Origin of the sequence: Tardiphaga sp. 862_B3_N4_1 (assembly GCF_051811085.1) — a bacterium.
Lineage (GTDB): Bacteria > Pseudomonadota > Alphaproteobacteria > Rhizobiales > Xanthobacteraceae > Tardiphaga > Tardiphaga robiniae.
Map to the genome: position 1 here is coordinate 2,218,044 of NZ_JBPWQB010000002.1, position 23,234 is coordinate 2,241,277.

Genomic DNA, 23,234 nt, shown 5'->3' on the forward strand with positions numbered 1-23,234 from the left:
AGGCGCTATGGACGACGCAAAGGCTCCCAGATTTGAAATCCGCCATTTGCGCTACGTCATCGCAATGGCGGAGCTTGGGAGTGTCCGGCGTGCGGCTAGGGCGCTCAATGTCCAGCCATCCACTGTCAGCCGTCGAATCCGCGACTTGGAAGACGAGATTGGCGCTGCCCTGTTCCTTCGAGGGCATGGCGGCGTCAGCCTCACTATTGCGGGCGAACGGTTCATAAGAAGAGCGCGCCGAGCGTTGAACCAACTCACTTATGCTGCGCAAGAGGTTGGCATGGTCGGGCGAGGGCAGGCGGGGATCGTTCGAATAGGCCTGATGTCCTCAATGGCATCGGGCTTTATTGCCACACTGCTAGATGCCTACGGTGCTGACCATGCAGAGGTGAGGATCGACTATATCGAAGGTGACGCTTCCGAACACATTCCGGCGATCCAGCAGAATCGGTTGGATGTCGCCTTCTTGACCGGCACGCCTGCGGTCGAGGGGTGCGATGTTACGCATCTGTGGAACGAGCGGATCTATGTGGCTATGTCGATCGCACACGAATTCGCCGGTAAGGCGGAAATCAAGTGGAGCGACCTTCGGGGCCAGGCATTCATTGTCAGCGAGGCGCAGTCGGGGCCGGAAATCCACGATTATCTGGTGAAGCATCTTTCCGAGCCTAGCTATAGCCCTGACATCCAGCATCATGCGGTCTATCGCGACACCCTGATGCAGATCGTTGCCGGTGGACACAGCCTGACGCTGACCAGCGAAGCGACCGTTGCCGCGCAATTCCCCGGTGTTGTGTATCGCCCGCTCGCAGGCGAGATCCTGCCCTTCTGCGCGGTCTGGTCGCCCCGCAACGACAACCCCGCCTTCCGGCGGTTTCTGAGCCTGGCGAAGGTCATCTCGAAAAGCTGTGGGGAGTGCGTCATTGCGAAGGGTCTGACGGATGCTTCACAGGGCGTGAAGCGTGTTCCGGCGCACGGCGAAGTTTCGCGAACCCCCGATCCGTCGCAATGAATCGTTCCAGCATCGGCACGATCAGCCGCTTCGGATCGGTCGCCGGTTGGTCGATCTCTCTAGCCAGGGCTTCGGCGTAGGCGACCAGATCGCGATGCAGGCTGCCGGGTAGATCGATTGTGATCTTGACCGGCTTGTCTTCGGTGATCGGTCCAAGTTTCAGCTTGGTCATGTCAGCCTCCGTAAGGTTCGAGGACTAAATCGCGGGTCACAACCACGCGGACCGGAAAACCCTGTCGGATCGTGAGCGTCGGCTGGACATTGAGCTGACGGCGGACGATCTGCTGGCCGGCGTCGTTGATGGTGTCCTGCGCGCCATCGCGGATGGCGCTGACCAGACGGTCATTGTCGTCGGTGGCGAGTTCTGCGCCGACGCCGAGCAGGGTCGAAAGAGCGGCGGCCTTGGCCAGGTCCCACCAGTGATAGTCGACACCATCCTCGAGACCGGCATAGCCTTCGGCATCGGCGCCCGGCTGGCGTTCCAGCACGATGGACTTGCCATTGGGCAGGATCAGGCGGTTCCACACCAGCAGCACGCGGCGCTGTCCGAAGCCGACGCCGTTGTCGTATTCGCCGATGATGCGCGTGCCCTGCGGCACAAGCAGAATGCGGCCCGTAGGGCTGTCATAGATGTTTTCCGTCACCTGGGCGGTGATCTGGCCGGGAAGATCCGAACGGATGCCGGTGATCAGCGCGGCCGAGATGATGGAGCCCGCCTGCAGGACGTTAGGCGATACAGGTGCGGCGATCCGATCCGGCGACACGGTGCGCCGGTCGACCGCGGCATTGAGGAAGGCGAGCTGGCGATCCTGGGCGTTGGGTGTGGAAGGCTGCGGGCCTAGTCCGAGACTAGCCAGCGACGGTGGCGCAGGCGAATGGTTGTCGCCAGCCGTGACAGCGGATGTCGTCGTCCGCGTTTCCGTCGAGGCGAACAGCCGCGCGGTCCTCGCTGCCTCCAGCTCCTGAATCCGTCGTTGCTCCTCGGCGCTGAGGCCCGGATCGGGAACCGCCATGCCGGGGACCGGCACGGCCTGGCCTCTGTTCTGCGCATCGAGGATGGGACGCCCGAGATCACCGGGGAGCGGCTGTCCCAGGACAGGGCCGGTATAGTCCCTCGGCAGGCCGGCGATGCCGTCGGCCGTGGCGCGGTTGTCGGTGGAATAGAGTTCCTCATTGCCGGTGCCGGGATCGCGGGTCTGGAGTGCATAGATCAGCGCACCGCCGACACCGAGGCTGGCGACGAGCCCGAGGCCCGCCAGCACCTTGCGCGACAGGCGGGTGACGCGTGGGGCTTCCGCGCGCAGACGCATGGGCGCCGCCGGTTCGCCCGGCGCTCCGACCAGCGGCGCGTCCACGTCCTCTTTTCGGGATTCTTCTTCACTCACGATGCAGGCCTCCCATCGGTGCGGGTGATGCGGACGCGCTTCTGGGAATTGCCGGAACCGAGGCGAAGCTCACCAGCGGCGAACAGGCGGTCGACGATCATGTGGCGGCCGCTGACACGGTAGTTCACCAGTTCCGAGGTATTGCCCTCCGGGCCAACGACGAACAGCGGCGGCATCTCGCCCTGGCCAATGCCGCGCGGGAATTCGATGAACACCTGCCGCCCGTCGTCATAGGCGCGCAGCGGCCGCCAGGGCGCGCGGTCACCTTCGATGGCGTAGCGGAAATTGACATTGGCGAGATCGACGCCGGTCGCGACGGGCTGCTGGGCCTGGGCTTCAACATTCTGGCGTCGCAGCGCAATGAGCTGGTCCTGCGGATACTGCCAGGAGACCGACGCCATATAGGTGCGCTCGGTCGAGCGCAGTTCCATGTGATAGGTGCGCAGGTTGGTGTTGATGACGAGATTGGTCATCAGCTCGGCGCGGGTGGGTTTGACGAGGATGTGGATCTGGCGCGTCGCGCCGGAGCCGCTTTCGGTGTCGCCAATGATCCAGCGCACGGTGTCGCCGGCGGCGACCGGGCCTGACCCCACAAGCTGTTCGCCGGGCTGCAACGCGATGTCGGTGATCTGGCCGACGGCGGTATAGACCTGATAGAGAGCGCCGCCAGTATAGGGATAGACCTGCATGGCGTTGATGAAGCCGTCGCGCACTGGCTGGATGCGGGCGGCGGCATTGGCCTGATTGACGCGGGCAGCCGGATCGGTCGGCTCAGGTGCGCGGCGGGACTCCTCGACCGGCTTCATCTGTCCAGGTAGCGGCAGCGGACGCGGCAGTTCGACCACTCTTACCGGCGAGGCCGGATCGACGGTCTGCACAGCGGGCGCGGCATCGTCGTAAGAGATTTCCGGCGGCTTCTTCATGGTGGCGCAGCCGGCCAGCGCTGTCGTCGCCAGCAGCACGGCCAGAATGGCGGTTTTGCGGAAAGCCGGAAGTCCGGCAGGGTTCATCGTCTGCCGGCTCATTGCCCCAGCTCCTTCGACCAGTTGATTGCGTTGACGTAGATGCCGAGCGGATTGGCCCGGAGTTTTTCGGCGTCGCGGGGCGACTGCACGACAATGGTGAGGATGGCGGTCCAGCGTTCGGTCGAGGCCAGTGAGCCGTCCTGATAGGTGCGTTGCACCCAGGCGACGCGGAACGAGTCCGGCGAGGCTCGGATCACGCTGGAGACGTCGACGGCTATCTGCTGCTTGCCGACCTTGGTGAAAGGGTCGTTGGTACGGGCGTAATCGTTGAGCGCCATCGCGCCTCGATCGGTCGTGAAGTCATAGGCGCGCAGCCAGTTCTGGCGCACGATGATGGCGTCGGCCGGGATCGAGCGGACCTGTTCGACAAAGCGGGCCAGGTGCCAGGCGACCTGGGGATCGGTCGGGCGATAGTCGGCAACCGCGGGCGCGATCGCCTGCGACTGGCCGAGACGGTCGACTTGCACCACCCAGGGGACGATGGTGCCGCGCGCCGACTGCCAGACGAGGGCGGCGGCGAAGCCGGCAGACAGGATCAGCGAACCGAAGGCCATATATCGCCAGTTCTTCGCCTGGACGCGGGCGGAGCCGACGCGCTCGTCCCAGACTTGTCCGGCGCGTTGGTAAGGGGTCTCGGGTTCGGGCGTCTTGCCGTAATGGGTGGCGGGTCGTTTGAACATCAGCGGTCACTTTCAGAAAGGTTGATGGAAGAGCCGCCGCCGTGGCTGTCGCCGGAGCGCACCGCATGGGCGGCGGCGGAAACGCCGTGGGACAGGCCCTGCGAGCGCTTCATCCGTTTGGCCCAGTCAGGCGGGCCGTGCGGGGCGGCGGGAGATGTCGGGGCAGCGGCTTCGGCCTCGCCGCCGACCGTTCCCATGGTCGAGGAGCCGCCGGTGGTCTCGAAGGCGGATTTCGCGCCGCCCGAGAAGCTGGATTTGACGCTCTCAGCGGCTTTCGAGGCTGCGTGCTTCAGTGGCGATACGGCTGCGCTGCCCGCTGCCTTCGCCACGCCGCCAAGGCCGGAAGCGACACCGCTCGCGCCGGACTGACCAGCAGAGGCGAGGCCATAGGCGGTAGAGGCTCCGCCGGCAGCGGCGGCGCCCCCGCGAACGGCGGCCGCGCCACCGGACAAAGCCGCGGCACCACCCTTCATAGCGAGACCTGCCGCGCCGCCTGCCGCCATGGCTGCACCACCGACGGCGAGGCCGGTTCCGACAGCGGCGCCGGCGCCGAGCTGGGGACCGCCGGAGACAAGGCCGTTGGCGATGCCGGGGCCGAAAATACCGAGACCGAGGAGGGAAAGCGCCGCCAGCACGATGGCCATGGCGTCGTCGATGGTCGGCGTTGCGCCGCCGAAGCCTGCGGTGAACTGGCCGAACAGGGTCGAGCCGATGCCTATGATGACGGCGAGGACGAGCACTTTGATGCCGGAGGAAATGACGTTCCCGAGGACCTTCTCGGCCATGAAGGCGGACTTGCCGAACAGGCCGAAGGGAATGAGGACAAAGCCGGCGAGCGTCGTCAGCTTGAACTCGATCAGTGTGACGAAGAGCTGGACGGCCAGGATGAAGAAGGCGAGCAACACCAGCGCCCAGGCAAACAGGAGGCAGGCGATCTGGATGAAGTTCTCGAAAAAGGCCCAGTAGCCCATCAGGCCGGAGATCGACTCCAGCAGCGGCCGTCCGGCGTCGAGGCCGGTCTGGGCGACCTTGCCGGGGCGGAGCAGATCGGCCGTGGTGAAGCTGGTGCCGGAACCCTTGAGGCCGAGGCCGGCAAAGCTGTCGAAGACGATCTTCGCCAGATTGTTCCAGTTGGAAATCAGGTAGGCGAAGACGCCGACGAACAGGGTCTTTTTCACCAGCCGGGCAATGATGTCGTCATCGGCGCCCCACGACCAGAACAGAGCGGCCAGCGTCACGTCGATGACGATCAGCGTGGTGGCGATGAAGGCGACCTCGCCGCCGAGCAGGCCGAACCCTGAGTCGATGTAGCTGGTGAAGACCTGAAGAAACTGGTCGATGACGCCGGTACCGCCCATGATTATTGTCCTTCGTCCTGATGGGGAGCGGCCGGTGTGACTGGCGACGGGGTTCCGAGGAAGCGATCACGGCTTTCGGCCCAGATGCCCAGGCATTCGGCGTCGCGGGTCGCGGCTTCACCGAGCTGCTGGCAGCGGCGTTGACCGGCGCGCAGTGGATCGGGGGTGGACGGCTGAAGTTGCCGGGTGGAGGCTGGCGCCGGGACTTCTTCCTTGCGGGTCATCTCGATCGCGGTCGCGGTGATCGCGACTGCGACAAAGACGACGGCGCCGAGGCGAGCGAGCATCTTGCCGTCCATGGTGGATTCCCCCGTTTCGGCTTTCAGTTGTTGTTGAACATTTGGGCGTTCCCCGGCTGGTAGCCGGAGCCGGGGGTAAGGAACCGGCGGCGCTGCTCGCGCCCCTGTTCGGCCGCCGCTGCCGCTTCAGCCGATTGCAACGCCTGCGCTCGTCCGTTGGCGGCGACGACGGCTGTGAGGTCGGCGAGTTGCTGGGCCTGAAGGGCGAGAAGCTGATTGCCGGCCTGCGTCGCTTGCAAGGCTCCGGTGGCGCCCTGGCTCTGGCCGACCAGCGCCGACATCTCGGTGCGGTTGGTGTCGATGTTGCCCACGACGGTCGCTTGCACCTTCATGGCGTCCTGAAGGCTGCCGACGGTGTTCTGCCAGCGCGAGCGGGCATCGGCGACAAGCTGGGAATCGGATGCGGATAGCGAGACGTTGGCGTATTTGGTCTGGAAAGCCTGATCGATCTGCTGGACGTTGAAGGCAATGCCCTGCGCCTGGGCGAGAAGCTGCTGCGTCCGTTGCACGGATTGCTGCAACTGCTGGAGCGACGAATATGGCAGGCTCGCGAGATTGCGCGCCTGATTGATCAGCATCGTCGCTTCGTTCTGAAGCTGGGTAATCTGCTGATTGACCTGCTGGAGCGCGCGCGCGGCCTGAAGCACGTTCTGCGCATAATTGGTCGGGTCATAGACGATGATGGCGTGCGCCGGCGTCGTCAGGATCGGAGACAGCGCCAGGGGAGTGGCGAGGATGGTGGCGGCGATGAAGGCCGCGCGGGAACGGCGGATGGTCATGATGGTGTCTCCAGGTTGGTAAGGTCAGGGATGAGGTCGGCGGCCCACGCCACGTCGCGGTGGCGCAGCCAGGCGGTGAGGAAGCCCTCGCGGCCGTGCTCGGCGACGATCTGTGCGATGCTGGTCTGGTCGGTTTTCGAGGAAGCGGCGCACAGCGCCAGCGCCACGTCGCTCAAGGCCAGCTCGAACAGCCGGTTGCCCCGCCGCGACTGGCAGTAATATTCGCGCTTGGGCGTCGCCCGTGCGAGGATCTCGATCTGCCGGTCATTGAGACCAAAACGGCGATAGATCGTTGTGATCTGCGGTTCGATCGCCCTTTCGTTCGGCAACAGCAGACGGGTCAGGCAGCTTTCGATGATGGCCGGGGCGATGGCGGAATTGTCGATGTCGCTAAGCGATTGCGTGGCGAAGACGACACTGGCGTTCTTCTTGCGCAGCGTCTTCAGCCATTCGCGGAGCTGGCCGGCGAAGCCGTCGTCGTCCAGCGCCAGCCAGCCCTCGTCGATGATCAACAGGGTCGGAGATCCGTCGAGCCGGTCGGCTATGCGGTGGAACAGGTAGGCGAGCACAGCGGGCGCGGCGCCGGTGCCGATTAGGCCCTCGGTTTCGAATGCCTGGACGGATGCGCCGCCCAGATGTTCGGCTTCGGCATCGAGCAACCGGCCGTAGGGGCCGCCGACGCAGTAGGGGCGTAGCGCCTGCTTGAGATCGTTGGATTGCAGCAGGACCGCCAGCCCGGTGATGGTGCGTTCCTGAACCGGGGCCGAGGCCAGCGAGGTCAGCGCCGACCACAGATGCTCCTTGACGTCCGGGGTGATGGTGATGCCTTCGCGCGACAGGATCGCCACGATCCAGTCGGCGGCCCAGGCCCGTTCGTAGGTGTCATGGATACGGGCGAGCGGCTGCAGCGCGACGCTATCCGCGGCGCCTTCGCTTAACCCGCCACCGAGATCGTGCCAGTCGCCGCCCATCGCGAGCGCGGCGGCGCGGATGCTGCCGCCGAAGTCGAAGGCGAAGATTTGGGCGCCGGCATAACGGCGGAACTGGAGCGCCATTAGCGCCAGCAGCACGGATTTACCCGCACCCGTCGGGCCGACGATCAGGGTGTGGCCGACATCGCCGACGTGAAGGGAAAACCGGAACGGGGTCGTGCCTTCGATCTGGCCGAAGAGCAGAGGGGGCGCTGCAAAATGCTCGTCCCGTTCCGGCCCTGCCCACACCGCCGAAAGCGGGATCATGTGGGCGAGGTTCAGGGTGGATACCGGTGGCTGCCGGACATTGGCATAGACATGGCCTGGCAAGCTGCCGAGCCAGGCGTCCACCGCGTTGATGGTCTCAGGCATGGAAGTGAAGTCACGGCCCTGGATGACCTTCTCGACCAGCCGCAGTTTATCGTCGGCGATGCGCGGATCGTCGTCCCAGACCGTCACCGTGGCCGTGACATAGGCCTGACCGGCGTAGTCGGCGCCCAGTTCCTGAAGCGCCAGGTCGGCGTCGGCGGCCTTGTTGGAGGCGTCGGTATCGACCAGGGCCGAGGCCTCGTTGGTCATGATTTCCTTGAGGATGGACGCGATGCTCTTGCGCTTGGCGAACCATTGCCGCCGGATCTTGGTCAGCAGCTTCGTCGCGTCGGTCTTGTCGAGCATCACGGCCCGCGTCGACCAGCGATAGGAAAAGGCCAGCCGGTTGATCTCGTCGAGAATGCCGGGCGTGGTCGCCGTGGGAAAACCGACGATGGTGAGGATACGCAGGTGGGAATCGCCCAGACGCGGCTCCAGCCCTCCGGTCAGCGGCTGATCGGCGAGCAGCGCGTCGAGATACATCGGCACCTCGGGCACGCGGACCCGGTGGCGCTTGGTCGAGATGCAGCCATGCAGATAGGTCAGGGTTTCGGCATCATCGAGCCAGTCGCACTCCGGCATGAAGCCGTCGACCAGTTGTAGCACGCGGTCGGTGCGGTCGATGAAGCCGGAGAGGATGGCGCGGGCGTCGACGCCGGATTCGGCCTTACCCTCGTAAAGCCAGGTCTCGGCGCGAGCGGCGTCCTCGGCGGGTGGCAGATAGAGGAAGGTCAGGAAATAGCTGGACTCGAAATGGCTGCCTGCCTCCTCGAAATCCGCCTTGCGTTCCGCGTCGACCAGGGCCGATGCAGCATCGGGAAACCGGCTTGCCGGATAGGTCGCGGCGGCATGGCGCTGCGCCTCGACGAAGATCGCCCAGCCGCTTCCGAGGCGACGGAAGGCGTTGTTCAATCGCCCGGCGACGGCGACCAGTTCGGCGGGAACGGCGCTGTCCAGATCGGGGCCACGGAACCGCGCCGTCCTCTGGAATGAACCATCCTTGTTCAGCACCACGCCGTCACCTGCCAATGCCGCCCAGGGCAGGAAGTCGGCGAGGCGCGTAGCGGTGCGGCGATATTCAACGAGATTCATCATGGGGGGGTCCTCAGACGCGGAGATGACCGGGGATGCGCAGATGCCGGCGGACCACATCGATGAAGAGCGGATCGCGCTTGGCGGCCCAGACGGCGGCGAAGTGGCCGAGCAGGCCAAGCGCGATGCCGACCAGCCAGAGCCGCAGGCCGAGCCCGAGGGCTGCGGCCAGCGTGCCGTTGACGATGGCGAGCGAGCGCGGGGCGCCGCCGAGCAGGATGTGCTCGGTCAGCGCCCTGTGGACGGGGGCCACGAAGCCCGGCACCTCGGCCAGGTTTTCCAGCGACGTCGCCATCAGACGAGCACCCCGCCGCCAAAGCTGAAGAAGCTGAGGAAGAAGGAGCTGGCCGCGAAGGCGATCGACAGACCGAAGACGATCTGGATCAGCTTGCGCGCGCCGCCGGAGCTGTCGCCGAAGGCCAACGTCAGGCCGGTGACGATGATGATGATTACCGCGATGATCTTGGCGACCGGCCCTTCGATCGATTGCAGGATCGACTGAAGCGGGGCCTCCCACGGCATCGACGATCCCGACGCATGAGCGGCGGGTGCGAGGAACAGGCTGACATAGGTGACGGCGGCGGCCGTCGCGACATGACGGCGGATACGGATGGCATGACGGATCATGTGAGTTCTCCTGTTGGGGGCTGGGTTGAAGGGGTGACGCGGTAGTCGCCGTCGGGGCCTAGCCCCTCGACGCAGGCGAGTTCGGCAAGGCGGCGCAGCGATCCGCGGCCGGACAGCACGGCGACCAGATCGATGGTCTCGGCGATCAGGGCGCGGGGGACCGTGACGACGGCTTCCTGGATGAGCTGCTCCATCCGCCGCAGAGCGCCGATGGCGCTGCCGGCATGGATGGTGCCGATGCCGCCCGGATGGCCGGTGCCCCAGGCCTTGAGCAGGTCGAGGGCTTCGGCGCCGCGCACCTCGCCGATCGGGATGCGGTCGGGGCGCAGGCGCAGTGAGGACCGGACCAGATCGGAGAGCGAGGCGACGCCATCCTTGGTGCGCATGGCGACGAGGTTGGGGGCGGCGCATTGTAGCTCGCGCGTATCTTCAATGATGACGACGCGATCCGTGCCCTTGGCGACCTCTGCCAGCAGCGCGTTGGTCAGCGTGGTCTTGCCGGTTGAGGTGCCGCCCGCGACGAGGATGTTCTTGCGCGCGGCGACCGCGACGCGCAGCGCCTCGGCCTGGTCGACCGACATGATCCCGGCAGCGACGTAATCATCGAGGGTGAACACCGCGACGGCGGGTTTGCGGATGGCGAAGGCCGGGGCCGAGACCACGGGAGGCAACAAGCCTTCAAAACGCTCGCCGGTTTCGGGCAACTCGGCCGAGACGCGCGGCGAGCCGGGATGCACCTCGGCTCCGACATGGTGCGCGACCAGGCGGACGATGCGCTCGCCGTCTGCCGGCGACAGCTTCTCGCCCGTATCGGACAGACCTTCGGAAAGCCGGTCGATCCAGAGCCGGCCATCAGGATTGAGCATCACCTCGACGATCGACGGGTCTTCCAGAAACCGGGCGATGGCGGGGCCAAGGGCGGTACGCAGCATGCGCGCACCCCGCGTTGTCGCCTGTGATGTCTGGTGAGATTCCGCCATGTCGTCCCCTTGCGTTCAGGGACCGTTCGGCCAGCCCTGGATCGGGGATGAGTAAGAGAGGCAGAAATCAGGGCGTCGCAACAAGGTCTTGGACGTAGTAGCGGCCTAGCGTAGAACAACAGGGGATCGGCGGAATGGCCGATGACTTGTGAAGGCGCGGAACGATGATTATTCCGCGTCGCGTGGAGGTTCGACGTCTTCGGAGATTTCCTGATTAAGCTTCGGCCCCTTCGCGAGTCGTCGTCCAAGAGCGACGATAAACGCGTCGTAACGCTCACCGGCCTTGGCGCGCGCTGCCTGTGCCGCAGGCTCGGGCAGGGCCGGGGTCGTCGTCAGCCAGAACCGCACGAACACGGCCAGCGTCTCGACCGAGATGCCCAGATCCCGCTCCATCCGCGTCATGCGGCGATCGAGCTGGTCCAGGCGCCTGGTTGTCGCCGCCTCCTGCCGTTCGGCTGCGTCCGGCGACAGGAAGGACGCGATGGCCGCTTCGGCGATCAACGAACGGGATTGATCGCGGCGGGCGGCATAGCCGGCCAGCGTCTTCATGATATCCGGGTCGAGATAGACGGACAGGCGCTGTTTCTTGGCGGGTTTCTTCATCGGGCGTCTCACATCTCTATTCCGTCGCCGGGATCGAGCGAGGCGAGGCGGGCCGTGCGCTGCATGAGCCGGTTCATCCGGCTGTTGCGCGCCGCATCATCCTCGGTTTCATCGGCTGGGTCCGGCTCGAACTCGTTGTTGATGGGTTCTCGCTTCTCGACGGCCTTGGCCTTGTTCAGTTCGGGCTGATGGCGGCGTTCGGATTCGGTCGGATCGTCGTCATCGGTTTTGCCGCCGCTGGATGACGCGGCCGCCATCTCGGGCCGTGCCGGCACGGGCAGCGCACTCCAGTCGTCGGGCTTTGCGGTCTTCGGTTTCGAGAGCGTCGGCGGGGTCAGGACGCGCTCCTGAAACCGCGCGTCCTCGAAATAGCGGGCCTTCTTCGCCCGGATCGGTGGCGTTCCCGCCACCATGACGATCTCGTCGACGGGTGGAAGCTGCATGATCTCGCCGGGGGTCAGCAGCGGCCGAGCGGTCTCAGAGCGCGACACCATCAGATGACCGAGCCAAGGGGACAGCCGGTGCCCGGCGTAGTTTTTCATCGCCTTCATCTCGGTCGCTGTGCCGAGGGCGTCTGACACCCGTTTAGCCGTGCGCTCGTCGTTCGTCGCGAACGAGACCCTGACATGGCAGTTGTCGAGAATCGAGTTGTTCGGGCCGTAGGCTTTCTCGATCTGGTTCAGCGACTGCGCGATCAGGAACGCCTTCAGGCCGTAACCCGCCATGAAGGCCAGCGCGCTCTCGAAGAAGTCCAGTCTCCCCAAGGCCGGAAACTCGTCGAGCATCATCAGCAGCCGATGACGGTCGCCTTTGGCGTTCAGATCTTCGGTCAACCGCCGGCCGATCTGGTTGAGGATCAGGCGGATCAGCGGTTTGGTGCGGTTGATGTCGCTGGGCGGGACGACGAGGTAAAGCGTGGTCGGGAGTTTTCCGCCGACAATATCGCCGATGCGCCAGTCGCAGCGGCGCGTCACCTCCGCCACGACGGGATCGCGATACAGGCCGAGGAACGACATGGCGGTGGACAGCACGCCGGAGCGTTCATTGTCGGATTTGTTCAGCAACTCCCGCGCGGCTGAGGCTATGACGGGATGCGGCCCGGCTTCGCCAAGATGGGCCGTCGTCATCATCGCGGCGAGCGTGGTTTCGATCGGTCGCTTCGGATCGGAGAGGAAGGCGCCGACGCCGGCCAGCGTCTTGTCGGTCTCGGCATAGAGGACGTGCAGAATGGCGCCGACCAGCAGGGCGTGGGATGTCTTTTCCCAATGGTTGCGCTTTTCCAGGCTGCCTTCCGGATCGACAAGGATGTCGGCGATGTTTTGCACATCCCTGACCTCCCACTCGCCGCGGCGCACCTCGAGCAGTGGATTGTAAGCCGAGGATTTGCTGTTGGTCGGATCGAAGAGCAGCACTCGGCCATGCCGCGACCGAAAGCCCGCGGTCAGCGTCCAGTTCTCGCCCTTGATGTCATGGACGATCGCCGATCCCGGCCAGGTCAGGAGAGAAGGAACCACCAGACCGACACCTTTGCCGCTCCTCGTCGGGGCGAAGCACAGCACATGCTCGGGTCCGTCGTGGCGGAGATAGGCGCGATCGAGCTTGCCGAGTACCACACCGTCGGGATCGAGCAGTCCCGCCGCCTTCACCTCGTCGGGTTGCGCCCAGCGGGCCGATCCGTAGGTCGCGACGTTCTTCGCCTCGCGTGCGCGCCAGACCGACATTCCGATGGCGACAGCGACGGCGATGAAGCCGCCGGATGCGGCGATCATCCCGCCCATGGTAAAAATGTCGGGGGCGTAGGCATCGTAGAAATACCACCACCAGAAAAAAGCGGGCGGATAATAGACCGGCATTCCGCCCAGCTCGAACCACGGGGTTCCAAGCTGCGCCTGAAACCCGAGTTGCCATGCGGTCCACTGTGTTGCCGTCCAGATCGACATGATGACGATCAGGATGACGACGAGGAGTTGGCCCCAGAGGATTTTTGTTGCGGACATTCTTGTTGGTCCTTCCTGCTCAAGATGATGGTCACAGGCCCAAGCCGCGTTTGCGACCGACGCTCCAGTCGATGCCGTCGTCGCCGCGCTTGACGCCAGAGACGTGTTGCCCGAGCTGCTTTTCGAGGGATGGCGACCAGGGCACGAGCTGGAACCCGAGGCCGTCGTCGATCATGGCGAAACGGCCGGAGGCGAGCGCGAAGCGCCGCTGGTAGTTGCCGGCCACATATTCGCCGCTGGCCGCTTTGTTGAACGGCCGCCCGATCTCGTTCGCCAGCTTGTCGCCGAGCGCATCCAGCTCGCGCTGTCGCAGGGTGCCGATCAGGTTGCGGGCGAAGATGACGCTGCGGCCCTGCCGTTCGGCGAAACCCTGTTCGATCAGGCGTTCGGCGCGGCGGTCCATGGCGTCGCGCACTTCGACGCCAAAGCCGCCACCGCCGAGCGCGGTGGGCTCACGGGCGATGGCCTGCCGGTCGAGCCAGGTCGCGCCCGTCGCGGAAATCTGACGCTCGATGGAAAGATCGGAACGCACGGCGAGTGCGACGCGCCGGCGCCCTTGTGCGTCATCGAATTTGCGCAGTTCGACGATCGATCCTGGCGCGCTGTCTCCGGCGGCGTCGAGATCCGGCAATTTGATGTGATGGGTGCGGCCGTCGACGCCGTCGACCACGGCATAGGCGGTGCCGTTCAGCTCGTCGTCCAGGCCGCGATCGATCAGACGTCCGACGACGGGAACGTCGAGACTTTCGCCGGCCAGAACGTAGTTCGCGGCGCCGCGGTCGATGCCGCGTTCGGAAAGGCTGCGATGGATGCGCTTGATGATATCGCCACGCTCGCCCAGTCCCCGCAGTGTCGCCTCGGCAGTATCGGATATTGCCCACTGGCCGGCGCCGACCTGATCGGCGAGGCTGAGGGATTCCAGCTTGCGCAGGCGCCCGACCTTCAGCGCATGGAATTCATCAGGTTGGCGGTCGGGGTGCGGGGCGAGATCGATGATGCCGGATTTTCCGCCATCGCGTACAAGCTGACGGTCGAGTTGCGTCCAGCGCTCGGCCTCGATCTGACGTTCAAGGGAGCGGCGGATATCCAGATCGGTGCGCGGGCCGAGTTCCTGGGTGATGAGGTCACGCGCGCGGTCGCGCATGCCTTCCTTGATGTAGTCGCGGGAGATGACGAGGTTCTCGCCATCGTCGCGGACTCCGCGCACGATCAGATGGACATGGGGATGCTCGGTGTTCCAGTGATCGACGGCGACCCAATCGAGCCTCGTGCCGAGATCCTTTTCCATCTGGCCGACGAGATCGCGGGTGAAGTTCTTGAGGTCGGCCATCTCCAGCGCGTCGTCGGGTGAGACGATGAAACGGAAATGATGACGGTCATCCTCGCAGCGCTCGGCGAAATCCTTGGGATCGGCATCCTCGGTGCCAGGACCGAACAGCCTGGCCTTCTCCCCGTCGCGGGTGACGCCCTCGCGGCGCAGATAGCCGAGATGGGCGCCGAGCTTGCCGCGCTGCGTCGCGTGGCGAATGAAGCGGCTCTTGATGACGGCGCCGCGCGAGCGTGCGGTGATGAGGCGGTTGGCCTGCACGGACGCGCGCTGTCCCCTGCCGAAGCGCGAGCGATTGTTCGGCCCGATCTTGCCCTTACGTGAGACGGAGCCGCCCGCCTTCTGGGCGGCAGCCAGAGCCTGCGAGATGAAAGGGCGGGTGCGCTGTGCGCCAGACGAGCGGATGCGGCCTGGCCGGATGCGGAAATCGTCGTCGCTGCTCATGAGCGAAGCCCCGCACATCGCATCAAGATGCGGAAATCATTCAAAAAGCGGTAAAGCCGCGAGGAGCGCCAATCAGGCGCACCTCGCGAGATCGCCTCATAATTCCTTGAAAAACGACAACCGAACAGAAGGGCACATCGCGCCCCTTTATCCTGCCATCGTTCGGTTGTGCTTCCTCGCTCCCCCTGCCATCCCGCCCATCCTGACCGGAATCTCGCCACGCTGCGCCATACCGCGAAAAGCCTCATTGCGGGTCTCCTGCATCTGACCGGGCGACGAACAGGCCGCCCGACCGTGGCGCCATGCCCGAAACCACGCGCGCCGGAGTTGCTGTCCGGCTGTCATTTGGGCGCGTTTCGGATGCGGCCGGATCAACCGCCGATGCACCATCCATGCGACCGATGAAGAGCGGCGCGCGCGTCCAGGTTCGTGGATCGGCGGCAGCGACGACGACAGCGCCGGGGGCGGCGGGAGTGATTTCGCCTGCACCGACAAGGGGAGCGAGCGTGGCGACATAGGCGCGGGTTTCAGCCGGCAGGGGGCGGCCTGCGAGGTATTCCTCGTAGCGACCGGGACCGGCATTATAGGCAGCCAGAAAGCCGGGCGAACCGTAGCGGTCGTGCATCTCTCGCAGGTAAGCCGTGCCCGCGAGGATGTTGTCGCGCGGGTCGTAAGGATCTGTGCCGAGCCGATAGCGGGCGCGAAGTTCGGCCCATGTGTCGGGCATGACCTGCATCAGGCCCATCGCGCCGGCTGACGATATGGCCTGCACATCACCGGCGCTTTCGACGCGGCGCACGGCGCGTATCCAGTGTTCGGGAATGCCGAACCGCAGCGAAGCTTCGGTGACGAAGGCGGCATGTGGATCAGCGACGGACAGTCGCGTCACCGTCACGCTCTGCGCTTGGGTAACGACGGGCGGCGCAACGGTGAGAAGAAGGCCGGAAAGGAGAAGGAGGGGGATGCGTCGGACGGCGGGAAGCCGTCCGATCGCAGTAATGATGGCGGGCTTTGTGTGGGAGAGCGGCATCGGTCAATCCCGCTCGCCGCGCTTGGGCTGGCGGTTCCAGTACAGCGACCATGAAGTATCGTCGTCGCCATTCCGGAACAGGTTGGCGCGGAATGGCTGAGCGAGAACGGGATCGTCGATCAGCAGGGAGAGGTAGTCTCCCGCCTTGTCGCCTGTGCGCTTCCATGCGGCTCCGATCTCGGGTGCGCCGTCGTCTCCACCGTGAAGAACGCGATAGTCGGGCGCGTTCTCGGCATCCGATGGTTCTGCCGGAACGATGGTGAGTTCACGGTAGAGGGTTAGCGTGTGGATGCGCCCGGAAAAGCCCGTGTCCTCGCGGGTGAATTGACCGATCTGTGGCATGGGTGGTTCCTTTCTGTTGCGGTGATGAGAGGACTGGCGAGCGGTGTGCCCGCCGTCGGCGGGGCGTTCACCGCGTTGACGCGCGCCATTCGAAGCGACCTTCGCCGTCATTGTCGGTCCACAGGGGAACCGCGCGGCCGATGATCGATGCTGACGGGATCGGCCCGAAATACCGGCCATCGAGGCTGTCCCGAACTTCCCAATTCATCAGGAAGATTTCGCCGTCGACGATGCGGCGGCAGCCCTGCCAGACCGGCAGCGGCCGACCGATCCGGTCGCGCACGAGGGCATCGCCCATCTCGATCCCGTCGACCGTGACAGTGAGGCTGGTGCGGCAGACCGTCTGTCCTGGCAGGCCGAGGACGCGCTTCAGCAATGGCGTGCCGCGGGGCAGGTAGCCGCTGTCAGCAAGGAAGGCCGCGATCGGTTCCGGTGCATCGACGGCGACCAGATCGGTCACGTCGAGATGGTCGGCCGACCGCACGGTGTAAAAGCCGATCGGCGCACTGGCGCTGGCGTTCCAGATCAGCTTCGGCGCGATGGATACGAACGACAGGCCCGCGACGGCTAAGACGGAGAAATACGTCGTCATGACGTAGCCGAAGCGGGTCATGGTGCGGTCCTCCGGCGCAGCAGGAACGCCCGATGTTGTTCGGCGGTGTAGGCGCGCGGCTCATGTCCTGCGGTCAGCCGGTTGTGAACATGCCGCCAATGGTCGGGCGAGACGTCGACCGGATCGATACCCGTCGCCTCGATGGCGTCGATCAGGTGCAGTACCCGTTCGACCTTCGGCCAGCCGTCGATCCTGAGCAGGATTTCGCCGCCGGGGCGCACGAAGGGCAGCGTCTGGAACGGCTCGCCCGTGTCAACAGCACGCACGATGTCGATGCGCGAGATGATCGTGCCGTAGTCGTTCGACGCCCAGCGGACGAAGGCGAAGAGGCTGTTGGGCGCAAAGCCGACGACACGCCGCCTGCGGTCGAGGATCTGGTCGTAGCTCTGGCGACCGAACCTGATCCAGTGCTCGATCTTCTTCTCAACCCATGTCAGTTCGACGAGAGTGGTGAAAGGTGCGGGGCTGGCCGGTGACGGGCCGCCGCGCACGCGGGGAGCCGCGTTGCTGGTCATTTGGGGTCTCCTGACGGGGGTGGGAACTCGCGCGCGAGCAGATCGCGGAGCATGTCGGCGACGGTTACGCCGCGCTGGAAGGCCGCGATCTTGATGCGGCCGCGCAGGTCGGGCGTGACGTCGATTGTCAGCCGGGCGGTGAAGCCGCCGTCCTGCGCCGGCGCAATGGCTGGAGGTTCGGACGCCTTGATCCAGCTCTCGGGATCGGCGGGCCGGGCGGCGAAGCAGCGCCTTGGTGCAGGCTTGGTCATGACCTGCCTCCGTCGTGGAATGGCAGGGTCGTCATGGCTCGAGCCTCCCGACTTCGGTGGCGAACGCAGCGATCTCGCGGGCGGCCATGCTGTAGGTATCCGCCTCGAAAACCAGGCGGCCGGATTGCGCCATGTCGGCGAAGGCGACGCGCTGGCCGATTGTTGCGGAAAGCACCGGCGGATCGTGATCGGCCAACGTCTCGGCAGTCTCGCGGGCGATGACGGTGCGCGCGGCGCAACGGTTCAGCACAAAGCGGGCGGCAAGCTCGGGCCGGTAAACGCGCGCCTCGGCGATCAGCGCCAGCATCTCGGCTGAAGCCCAGCCGTCAAACGGCGAGGGCTGCACAGGAATCAACACGAGGTCGGCCGCGAGCAGAGCCGAGCGCATCAGCCCGGCGACACGCGGCGGACCATCGATGACGATGTGATCGGCGTTGCGGGCCAGCTCGGGGGCTTCACGGTGAAGGGTGTCGCGCGCCAGGCCGACGATACTGAACAGGTGTGGCAGGCCTTCACGCGCCCGCTGCTGCGACCAGTCGAGCGACGAGCCTTGCGGGTCGGCATCGATCAGGGTGACGCGCCTGCCTTCGTTGGCCCATTGACCGGCGAGATGCAGCGCCAGCGTCGTCTTGCCGACGCCGCCTTTTTGATTGAGGAGCGCCACGATCATCGTGTGCCCCCGCTCTCGCGGCCGGTGCGCAAGCGGAGGATGTCTCCGATCTGCATCGGCCCGGCAGGTCCGTTAGGGCGCCCGCTGTCGCGGTTGTTCACAGCCCTATTTTCAAAAGAAGAGTTAGATTCTGAGTTAGACTCTAAGTTAAGGGTCGGAATCGCCGTTTCGGGCCAAAGGGTTAACTGCGATCCGTGCGTGCGAAGTCCCGATAGTGCTGCGTGTGAAGTCCCGATACCGTTTGCGTGCGAAGTCCCGAGTGCTTCCACATGGTTATCCACAGGGCCTGTGGATAACTCGGCGGGCAGGATTCTGAGCAGTTCGCGCCGGCCCTGTCGCTCGATGCGCAGGCGATAGCCGGGCAGCGGCTGGCGAATGGCAATGCGCCGGATCTGGAGCGCGAAGTCGGAGACGCGCACCAGGCTTCCGGATTTCTCATGGAGATGAGCGATCTCGAACGCCCAGCCGTTGGGCTGGCGGCCGGCGTGCTTGCGGGCGACCCGATAGAGCCAGCGCTCGATGCCGCCGGTGAGCCGGAAATAGGCCGCGTCGATGGCCAGAACGAGCGTCCGGTCGGTGACGCCGCGATAGAACCAGTCGGGCAGGACGAACTCCATGCCTTCGACACGGCCGTCGTTGCGGGTCAGTTCCTCCCATTCGTTGATCCAGGAGAACTGGTGTCGGCGCCAATCCTCACCGTGGCGGATCGTCGTGCGGATAGAGGTCGATTGCAGGCGCGACAGCGCACCCTTGAGCAGGCGGTAGTCGCGGGCGCCGGTCTCGCGTCCCGTGGCCATCAGGAGCTGGTAGGGCGTGAAGCGCAGGAAGCGCGAGGTCTTGAGGCCGAGGTTCTCGGCTTCGACGATCTGGCTAGCGGCCCAGATCAGCACGTCGGCGTCCCAGATGGTCGCCATGCCGTGTTCCGGCACGGCGAAGACCTCGACGCGGACGTCGCCGGTTTCGTAGAGGATCGGCACGACACGCTTGGCCTTGGCCAGCGAGAAGAAGGGGCGTTCCATGAGATCGCGCTGGTCGCGCGGGCTGGCGTCGCCGGTGGCTACGATGAAGGGATCGAGCTTGCTCCGCTCGCTGGAGGTGATGAGGCGACGCCGTGACATATACGGCTCCTCAACGGTACGAACGCGCGCCGCGCTCGGGCGCATCGTCTTCGCGGCGTTTCGCGGGAAGGACCGAGCCGGACGGATCGGAGGTCGAGGTGACGGCGCCGCGGTTGGCCCAGGCCTGCAAGTCCTCAATCGAATAGACGACGCGGCCTCCAAGTTTCCGGTAGGCGGGGCCTGTGCCATAGGTCCGGTGTTTTTCCAGCGTCCGACCGGACAGGCTGAGGAAACGGGCAGCTTCAGGGGTGCGAAGGTAGCGCGGTGGTAAACCGGCGAGATTGGGGGACATGATCGGGCCTCCGTGGGGGTCGTTGGGGCCGCTGACTGTCAGCGGCGGACGAAGGCCAGGGTGGCGAAGTGCAACCGCGAGGGGGGAGTGCGAACTTAGGGGGGCCTAAAATCGCACACCCCGGATCGAGCGGCCGGTTACGAACGGCGGCGATGGCGCAGAAGTTTGCGGTAGTCGCTGTCGATCATGGCAAACCCGTCCTTGACGAGATCCATGGTTGCGTCGCGTAGCGCGGAGGTTTTCCAGGGCTCGGCCGCAACGCGCGCGACGCCGAAGATCACTTCGGCGATCTCGCGATAGTCGGCATGGTTCACCCGGCCATCGGCGGCGCGCAGCATGTTCTTCAGCCTGCGCCGTTGCTGCGAGGTCAAACGGGTATCGGTCGGAACGGGAAGGTGATGCAGATGACGCCAGAGCCGTATCAGCGCCTGAATGCGGTCGAGACCGTCGGCTCCGAGTGGCACCAGAGCGGCCAGAGGCCGATCGGGTGAAAGCTCTGCCTGGATGATTATCTGGATAGCGGGGGAAATCCCCTGATGGAGCAGATGAAGGCCTTCGGGGGTGGTGCGCCGTTTCGCCTCCGCCAGGTCGGCGAGGGTCTTGGCCGTCTCATCTGGCGACATTGTATCGAGGGCCAGGTGGAGGACGCTGGTGTCGATCTCTGGAAGCCAGAAGACGGTCTCGTCAGCACTGCTTAGGCTTGGCCGGGCGGCGAAATCGCAAACCCCACCGTTCCGCCAGCTTGGGCGGGAGAGGCTCGTCGAGCTTGGCGGTTTTAGACAGATTTGCGAAATCTTTTTGATAGTCGCTGTTGCGGCGCAAGCATTCCCATGCGAGATCGTCGATGCCGACTTCATCCATGAAGTCGTATTCTGGTGATCTGCGCCACCCTGTTGTTTCAGGTATCATGGCAGTTCTCCTGACTACTGAATTTACACACGTCAGGCGAGCATTGATTCCCGCGATTCGATTTTGTGGAAAGCCCAGGGTGGGACAACAGGTGTTGCCGCAGCGACAACACCAGATGTCAGTTCGGGCGGCCTCGGCGCAGTTGCCGATAGCCGTGTTCCGTCATCCAATGCGCCCGCGCCAGGTGGCTGTCATGGATCAGCCGAGCGCGTTCGGGTTCACGCGCCGGATCGATACCAAACAGGATTTCGGCGGCTTCCTGCCAATCGGCGCCATCGGCCTCGGCATCGAGTAGCCGGACGTAGAGCTTGACGTGCTGGCGATCATATTCGGTCAGCGCGGCGCTTGAGGGTGGCTCATCGAGAAATGTGATCGTCGTCATCTGGAGCCTCCGCAGGAGCGGAGCGTCAATTGGAATCTGAGGCCTCCGAATATCAGGGGGATTTGACACTGTGATGGCGGCCAGCTGGCAATCGCCGGCGTCGGTCTAACACGACCGGATCCTCTATCGCTGCTTTTGCCCAGTATTCTGCGGCTGCTCATCGACTACCATAACCCCTTCGCCCCGCGCGGAAGTCATGAAGACGATACCGGCTGCTTCCAATGCTCTTCGTACCTGATCGCGGGTGCTTTCATGCACGCGCAGATCGTTAACTGACTCCACACGCTTGAGCGCGGTCAGCGATACGAGGGCCTTCTCAGCGAGCGTCTCCTGGTTCCAACCCAGCAACGCACGTGCGGCCCGTGTCTGTCGGGCGGTGATCATTCATGATCACCTCCTACGGACTTTGGACGCACGCCACGAAAACGGCTATTATAGTCGTATTTTGCCTGCTTGGCGACCTCAAATCGGCGTTTCGCGCTCTCTTCGCTGAATTCGGAAGGCGACTGATTCGGTCGTCAGACGAGTGCGAGGACCCGCCGCGCGCGAAGCCGGGGGCTTCGTTTGGCCGGGACGGCCTTCGCCCCGTCATGGGGCGAAAGGATCGATTTCGTTGATGATGGTGGATTCGTCACCGTCGTACTCGGCGGTGGGCATCGCGCCCACGGTGCCGTCACCAGCCTGGAAGATGACGACGGAGACCATGAGGGTGGCGGCGAGGCTGACGGCGAAAGCGTGTGCGAGGGTGAAGGACATTGTTCTGGCTCCTGTCTTGGAGGCGGGGGACCATCCCCCGCGCGACAGGCGTCCGAAGTGTTTGTGTTGAGGCCGAGATCACCTTGCAGGCGAAGCCGCAGAGGCCGCACGCTTGCGTAGCGGACCCTTCACGGGTTGATCGCATTAGGCTTCGGCATGAACCAAGGAATTGCGTCTTCGAGCGGGGGTGGTGTTTCGACCACAGGAGCCGGTGATGTCCTTCTGCTCACATTGAAGTCTGTCACCGACACGCTGCTTACCAAGCGATCTGTCCTGAGCTTGACGGCAACCGTCGTCCTCCTGCGTTTAGGCAAACCGTTGGGGCGTGGTGACCATCTCTGCTTGTCCTCAACCTGCCATGAACATGAAGAAAGCCCGGCGGCTTGCACCGCCGGGCTTTCCGGCTCCCGCTCAGAACGGGATATCATCGTCGTCGATGAACTTGCTGTCGTTGCTCTCGGTCTGTTTGGCCCGGCTGAGGAAATCGATCGTCTCGGCGATGATCTCGCAGCCGTAGCGGTCGTTGCCCTGCTGGTCGGTCCACTTGGTGTAGTGGATGCGGCCGCGCACCAGAACCTTCATTCCCTTCTCGCAATACTGCTGGATGGTCTTGCCGAGGCCGTTGAAGGCGGTGATGCGGTGCCATTCGGTGTCCTGAGCCCGGCGGCCGTTTTCGTCCCGGACAACCTTGCCTTCGGAGTAGCGGGCGCGCGAGGTGGCCAGCGTGAAGTGGGTGATGCCGGTGCCGCCCTGGGTGGTGCGGGTTTCGGGTTCCTGGCCGATGTTGCCGGCGAGAATGACGATGTTCTGCATTTGATGTCTCCGTTGCTTCAGTCCGAGGGATCGTCCCTCCGACGAGACCCGGCCAAGACCGTCGGGAGACGACTGCACCGAAGCGAATGCGAAGGGCGAACCCCGAAGAAACAGGGTGGTGCGGGCCGGCGCTTCGGCGCCAACTCGGTCTGGTTTGCAGGGGTTGCTGGCGGAAACTGAACGGGCTTAGGGGATCAGTCAGTCGGAGGGATATGTCCATCGACGAAGCGCCTCGGAGCGATCAGCGGAACCTTCGTCCTTGCCGGTGTTCATCATCGAGACAGGGCTCCGCGAACTGCTCCAGTATAGGCAGCCGGGTTCCCTGGCCACTCATGCGGCCCGCACTTCGGGTTCATGGAAGGCAAGGCATGGCATGGGACGTTCAGGCAATAGGGGAGGTTGAAAGCGCCGTATCGCCTTCAATTGTTCTCGGGCGGCTCCAGTATGTGAGAAGGGAATGAAGGTTCTGGTTCGCCATGATCGGTGGTCACGGCGCAAGGGGTCAATCAGCGGCATAACGATCCTGCCTGTGGTAGGTCGACCTCGATTGTCGACGTTCCGCATCACGCCAAGACCGCGAGACGAACACCGTTGA

Annotated in this window: 29 protein-coding genes; 1 reads left to right on the forward strand and 28 read right to left on the reverse strand. The window is 64.8% G+C overall.

The window, feature by feature from the left end:
• The first annotated feature begins 7 nt into the window (after nt 1-7).
• Complete coding sequence (locus tag AB8B02_RS27690) at nt 8-1,012, forward strand: LysR family transcriptional regulator (protein ID WP_394083151.1); 1,005 nt, start codon at nt 8-10, stop codon at nt 1,010-1,012.
• On the opposite strand, the gene AB8B02_RS27695 is transcribed toward AB8B02_RS27690, so the two are convergent.
• The 28 genes from AB8B02_RS27695 to AB8B02_RS27830 form a co-directional block, all read right to left on the reverse strand.
• Entirely contained in the window at nt 921-1,184 is a 264-nt protein-coding gene (locus AB8B02_RS27695; protein WP_394083153.1) for a DUF2274 domain-containing protein, read from the reverse strand. The genes AB8B02_RS27690 and AB8B02_RS27695 overlap by 92 nt on opposite strands.
• Before the next feature lies 1 nt (nt 1,185).
• Nucleotides 1,186-2,397, reverse strand: coding sequence for a TrbI/VirB10 family protein (locus tag AB8B02_RS27700; RefSeq protein WP_394083155.1), 1,212 nt, complete (start codon nt 2,395-2,397; stop codon nt 1,186-1,188).
• Entirely contained in the window at nt 2,394-3,422 is a 1,029-nt protein-coding gene (gene trbG, locus AB8B02_RS27705) for a P-type conjugative transfer protein TrbG (protein ID WP_394083157.1), read from the reverse strand. The genes AB8B02_RS27700 and trbG overlap by 4 nt, the downstream gene beginning before the upstream one ends.
• Nucleotides 3,419-4,102 (reverse strand): conjugal transfer protein TrbF, encoded by a 684-nt coding sequence (gene trbF / locus AB8B02_RS27710; RefSeq protein WP_394083159.1) that lies wholly within the window; start codon nt 4,100-4,102, stop codon nt 3,419-3,421. Before trbF ends, trbG begins: the two co-directional genes overlap by 4 nt.
• Nucleotides 4,102-5,460, reverse strand: coding sequence for a P-type conjugative transfer protein TrbL (gene trbL, locus AB8B02_RS27715; protein ID WP_439065727.1), 1,359 nt, complete (start codon nt 5,458-5,460; stop codon nt 4,102-4,104). The genes trbF and trbL overlap by 1 nt, the downstream gene beginning before the upstream one ends.
• A gap of 2 nt (nt 5,461-5,462) precedes the next feature.
• On the reverse strand, nt 5,463-5,759 hold the full coding sequence (gene trbK-alt, locus AB8B02_RS27720; RefSeq protein ID WP_439065728.1) for a putative entry exclusion protein TrbK-alt: 297 nt from the start codon (nt 5,757-5,759) through the stop codon (nt 5,463-5,465).
• A 23-nt stretch (nt 5,760-5,782) separates the two neighbouring features.
• A complete protein-coding gene (trbJ, locus tag AB8B02_RS27725) occupies nt 5,783-6,538 on the reverse strand; it encodes a P-type conjugative transfer protein TrbJ (RefSeq protein WP_394083165.1) in 756 nt (251 codons plus the stop codon).
• Nucleotides 6,535-8,973, reverse strand: a complete 2,439-nt coding sequence (gene trbE / locus AB8B02_RS27730) for a conjugal transfer protein TrbE (protein ID WP_439065729.1) — start codon at nt 8,971-8,973, stop codon at nt 6,535-6,537. The genes trbJ and trbE overlap by 4 nt, the downstream gene beginning before the upstream one ends.
• Before the next feature lie 10 nt (nt 8,974-8,983).
• A complete protein-coding gene (locus AB8B02_RS27735; RefSeq protein WP_394083169.1) occupies nt 8,984-9,265 on the reverse strand; it encodes a VirB3 family type IV secretion system protein in 282 nt (93 codons plus the stop codon).
• A complete protein-coding gene (locus AB8B02_RS27740) occupies nt 9,265-9,597 on the reverse strand; it encodes a TrbC/VirB2 family protein (RefSeq protein ID WP_394083171.1) in 333 nt (110 codons plus the stop codon). The genes AB8B02_RS27735 and AB8B02_RS27740 overlap by 1 nt, the downstream gene beginning before the upstream one ends.
• Nucleotides 9,594-10,577, reverse strand: a complete 984-nt coding sequence (gene trbB, locus AB8B02_RS27745; protein WP_394083173.1) for a P-type conjugative transfer ATPase TrbB — start codon at nt 10,575-10,577, stop codon at nt 9,594-9,596. The genes AB8B02_RS27740 and trbB overlap by 4 nt, the downstream gene beginning before the upstream one ends.
• 168 nt (nt 10,578-10,745) lie before the next feature.
• Nucleotides 10,746-11,180 (reverse strand): CopG family transcriptional regulator, encoded by a 435-nt coding sequence (locus AB8B02_RS27750; protein ID WP_394083175.1) that lies wholly within the window; start codon nt 11,178-11,180, stop codon nt 10,746-10,748.
• A gap of 8 nt (nt 11,181-11,188) precedes the next feature.
• Nucleotides 11,189-13,177: a conjugal transfer protein TraG gene (locus AB8B02_RS27755; protein WP_439065730.1), complete on the reverse strand. Its 1,989-nt coding sequence runs from the start codon at nt 13,175-13,177 to the stop codon at nt 11,189-11,191.
• A gap of 31 nt (nt 13,178-13,208) precedes the next feature.
• Nucleotides 13,209-14,948 (reverse strand): relaxase/mobilization nuclease domain-containing protein, encoded by a 1,740-nt coding sequence (locus AB8B02_RS27760; RefSeq protein ID WP_439065731.1) that lies wholly within the window; start codon nt 14,946-14,948, stop codon nt 13,209-13,211.
• Nucleotides 14,949-15,192: 244 nt separating this feature from the next.
• The gene (locus AB8B02_RS27765; RefSeq protein WP_439065732.1) at nt 15,193-15,978 is read right to left on the reverse strand and encodes a lytic transglycosylase domain-containing protein; all 786 of its coding nucleotides are present in this window, start codon (nt 15,976-15,978) and stop codon (nt 15,193-15,195) included.
• Nucleotides 15,979-15,981: 3 nt separating this feature from the next.
• Nucleotides 15,982-16,320 (reverse strand): DUF736 domain-containing protein, encoded by a 339-nt coding sequence (locus AB8B02_RS27770; RefSeq protein WP_394083183.1) that lies wholly within the window; start codon nt 16,318-16,320, stop codon nt 15,982-15,984.
• Nucleotides 16,321-16,387: 67 nt separating this feature from the next.
• A complete protein-coding gene (locus AB8B02_RS27775) occupies nt 16,388-16,933 on the reverse strand; it encodes a S26 family signal peptidase (protein WP_394083185.1) in 546 nt (181 codons plus the stop codon).
• On the reverse strand, nt 16,930-17,448 hold the full coding sequence (locus tag AB8B02_RS27780; protein WP_394083187.1) for a DUF2840 domain-containing protein: 519 nt from the start codon (nt 17,446-17,448) through the stop codon (nt 16,930-16,932). The genes AB8B02_RS27775 and AB8B02_RS27780 overlap by 4 nt, the downstream gene beginning before the upstream one ends.
• Nucleotides 17,445-17,699, reverse strand: a complete 255-nt coding sequence (locus tag AB8B02_RS27785; protein WP_439065733.1) for a hypothetical protein — start codon at nt 17,697-17,699, stop codon at nt 17,445-17,447. Before AB8B02_RS27785 ends, AB8B02_RS27780 begins: the two co-directional genes overlap by 4 nt.
• A 31-nt stretch (nt 17,700-17,730) precedes the next feature.
• Complete coding sequence (parA, locus tag AB8B02_RS27790; protein WP_439065734.1) at nt 17,731-18,369, reverse strand: ParA family partition ATPase; 639 nt, start codon at nt 18,367-18,369, stop codon at nt 17,731-17,733.
• Complete coding sequence (locus AB8B02_RS27795; protein WP_439065735.1) at nt 18,366-19,487, reverse strand: replication initiator protein A; 1,122 nt, start codon at nt 19,485-19,487, stop codon at nt 18,366-18,368. The genes parA and AB8B02_RS27795 overlap by 4 nt, the downstream gene beginning before the upstream one ends.
• A 10-nt stretch (nt 19,488-19,497) precedes the next feature.
• Complete coding sequence (locus tag AB8B02_RS27800; protein WP_394083197.1) at nt 19,498-19,779, reverse strand: helix-turn-helix transcriptional regulator; 282 nt, start codon at nt 19,777-19,779, stop codon at nt 19,498-19,500.
• A 137-nt stretch (nt 19,780-19,916) separates the two neighbouring features.
• Nucleotides 19,917-20,402, reverse strand: coding sequence for a DUF2285 domain-containing protein (locus AB8B02_RS27805; RefSeq protein ID WP_394083199.1), 486 nt, complete (start codon nt 20,400-20,402; stop codon nt 19,917-19,919).
• Nucleotides 20,403-20,463: 61 nt separating this feature from the next.
• The gene (locus AB8B02_RS27810; RefSeq protein WP_394083201.1) at nt 20,464-20,688 is read right to left on the reverse strand and encodes a transcriptional regulator domain-containing protein; all 225 of its coding nucleotides are present in this window, start codon (nt 20,686-20,688) and stop codon (nt 20,464-20,466) included.
• Nucleotides 20,689-20,806: 118 nt separating this feature from the next.
• Complete coding sequence (locus tag AB8B02_RS27815; protein ID WP_394083849.1) at nt 20,807-21,085, reverse strand: DNA -binding domain-containing protein; 279 nt, start codon at nt 21,083-21,085, stop codon at nt 20,807-20,809.
• Between the two features lie 108 nt (nt 21,086-21,193).
• Nucleotides 21,194-21,454: a helix-turn-helix domain-containing protein gene (locus AB8B02_RS27820; protein WP_439065736.1), complete on the reverse strand. Its 261-nt coding sequence runs from the start codon at nt 21,452-21,454 to the stop codon at nt 21,194-21,196.
• A 204-nt stretch (nt 21,455-21,658) separates the two neighbouring features.
• Nucleotides 21,659-21,826, reverse strand: a complete 168-nt coding sequence (locus tag AB8B02_RS27825) for a hypothetical protein (protein ID WP_439065737.1) — start codon at nt 21,824-21,826, stop codon at nt 21,659-21,661.
• Nucleotides 21,827-22,237: 411 nt separating this feature from the next.
• Entirely contained in the window at nt 22,238-22,639 is a 402-nt protein-coding gene (locus tag AB8B02_RS27830; protein WP_394083207.1) for a single-stranded DNA-binding protein, read from the reverse strand.
• Nucleotides 22,640-23,234: the final 595 nt, after the last annotated feature.

Excerpts from the sequence above, each read along its gene's own strand:
- AB8B02_RS27690 (WP_394083151.1), top strand. The coding sequence starts at position 8 with ATGGACGACGCAAAGGCTCCCAGATTTGAAATCCGCCATTTGCGCTAC.
- AB8B02_RS27695 (WP_394083153.1), bottom strand. The coding sequence starts at position 1,184 with ATGACCAAGCTGAAACTTGGACCGATCACCGAAGACAAGCCGGTCAAG.
- trbG (WP_394083157.1), bottom strand. The coding sequence starts at position 3,422 with ATGAGCCGGCAGACGATGAACCCTGCCGGACTTCCGGCTTTCCGCAAA.
- trbF (WP_394083159.1), bottom strand. The coding sequence starts at position 4,102 with ATGTTCAAACGACCCGCCACCCATTACGGCAAGACGCCCGAACCCGAG.
- trbL (WP_439065727.1), bottom strand. The coding sequence starts at position 5,460 with ATGGGCGGTACCGGCGTCATCGACCAGTTTCTTCAGGTCTTCACCAGC.
- trbK-alt (WP_439065728.1), bottom strand. The coding sequence starts at position 5,759 with ATGGACGGCAAGATGCTCGCTCGCCTCGGCGCCGTCGTCTTTGTCGCA.
- trbJ (WP_394083165.1), bottom strand. The coding sequence starts at position 6,538 with ATGACCATCCGCCGTTCCCGCGCGGCCTTCATCGCCGCCACCATCCTC.
- trbE (WP_439065729.1), bottom strand. The coding sequence starts at position 8,973 with ATGATGAATCTCGTTGAATATCGCCGCACCGCTACGCGCCTCGCCGAC.
- AB8B02_RS27735 (WP_394083169.1), bottom strand. The coding sequence starts at position 9,265 with ATGGCGACGTCGCTGGAAAACCTGGCCGAGGTGCCGGGCTTCGTGGCC.
- AB8B02_RS27740 (WP_394083171.1), bottom strand. The coding sequence starts at position 9,597 with ATGATCCGTCATGCCATCCGTATCCGCCGTCATGTCGCGACGGCCGCC.
- trbB (WP_394083173.1), bottom strand. The coding sequence starts at position 10,577 with ATGGCGGAATCTCACCAGACATCACAGGCGACAACGCGGGGTGCGCGC.
- AB8B02_RS27750 (WP_394083175.1), bottom strand. The coding sequence starts at position 11,180 with ATGAAGAAACCCGCCAAGAAACAGCGCCTGTCCGTCTATCTCGACCCG.
- AB8B02_RS27755 (WP_439065730.1), bottom strand. The coding sequence starts at position 13,177 with ATGTCCGCAACAAAAATCCTCTGGGGCCAACTCCTCGTCGTCATCCTG.
- AB8B02_RS27760 (WP_439065731.1), bottom strand. The coding sequence starts at position 14,948 with ATGAGCAGCGACGACGATTTCCGCATCCGGCCAGGCCGCATCCGCTCG.
- AB8B02_RS27765 (WP_439065732.1), bottom strand. The coding sequence starts at position 15,978 with ATGCCGCTCTCCCACACAAAGCCCGCCATCATTACTGCGATCGGACGG.
- AB8B02_RS27770 (WP_394083183.1), bottom strand. The coding sequence starts at position 16,320 with ATGCCACAGATCGGTCAATTCACCCGCGAGGACACGGGCTTTTCCGGG.
- AB8B02_RS27775 (WP_394083185.1), bottom strand. The coding sequence starts at position 16,933 with ATGACCCGCTTCGGCTACGTCATGACGACGTATTTCTCCGTCTTAGCC.
- AB8B02_RS27780 (WP_394083187.1), bottom strand. The coding sequence starts at position 17,448 with ATGACCAGCAACGCGGCTCCCCGCGTGCGCGGCGGCCCGTCACCGGCC.
- AB8B02_RS27785 (WP_439065733.1), bottom strand. The coding sequence starts at position 17,699 with ATGACCAAGCCTGCACCAAGGCGCTGCTTCGCCGCCCGGCCCGCCGAT.
- parA (WP_439065734.1), bottom strand. The coding sequence starts at position 18,369 with ATGATCGTGGCGCTCCTCAATCAAAAAGGCGGCGTCGGCAAGACGACG.
- AB8B02_RS27795 (WP_439065735.1), bottom strand. The coding sequence starts at position 19,487 with ATGTCACGGCGTCGCCTCATCACCTCCAGCGAGCGGAGCAAGCTCGAT.
- AB8B02_RS27800 (WP_394083197.1), bottom strand. The coding sequence starts at position 19,779 with ATGTCCCCCAATCTCGCCGGTTTACCACCGCGCTACCTTCGCACCCCT.
- AB8B02_RS27805 (WP_394083199.1), bottom strand. The coding sequence starts at position 20,402 with ATGTCGCCAGATGAGACGGCCAAGACCCTCGCCGACCTGGCGGAGGCG.
- AB8B02_RS27810 (WP_394083201.1), bottom strand. The coding sequence starts at position 20,688 with ATGATACCTGAAACAACAGGGTGGCGCAGATCACCAGAATACGACTTC.
- AB8B02_RS27820 (WP_439065736.1), bottom strand. The coding sequence starts at position 21,454 with ATGATCACCGCCCGACAGACACGGGCCGCACGTGCGTTGCTGGGTTGG.
- AB8B02_RS27825 (WP_439065737.1), bottom strand. The coding sequence starts at position 21,826 with ATGTCCTTCACCCTCGCACACGCTTTCGCCGTCAGCCTCGCCGCCACC.
- AB8B02_RS27830 (WP_394083207.1), bottom strand. The coding sequence starts at position 22,639 with ATGCAGAACATCGTCATTCTCGCCGGCAACATCGGCCAGGAACCCGAA.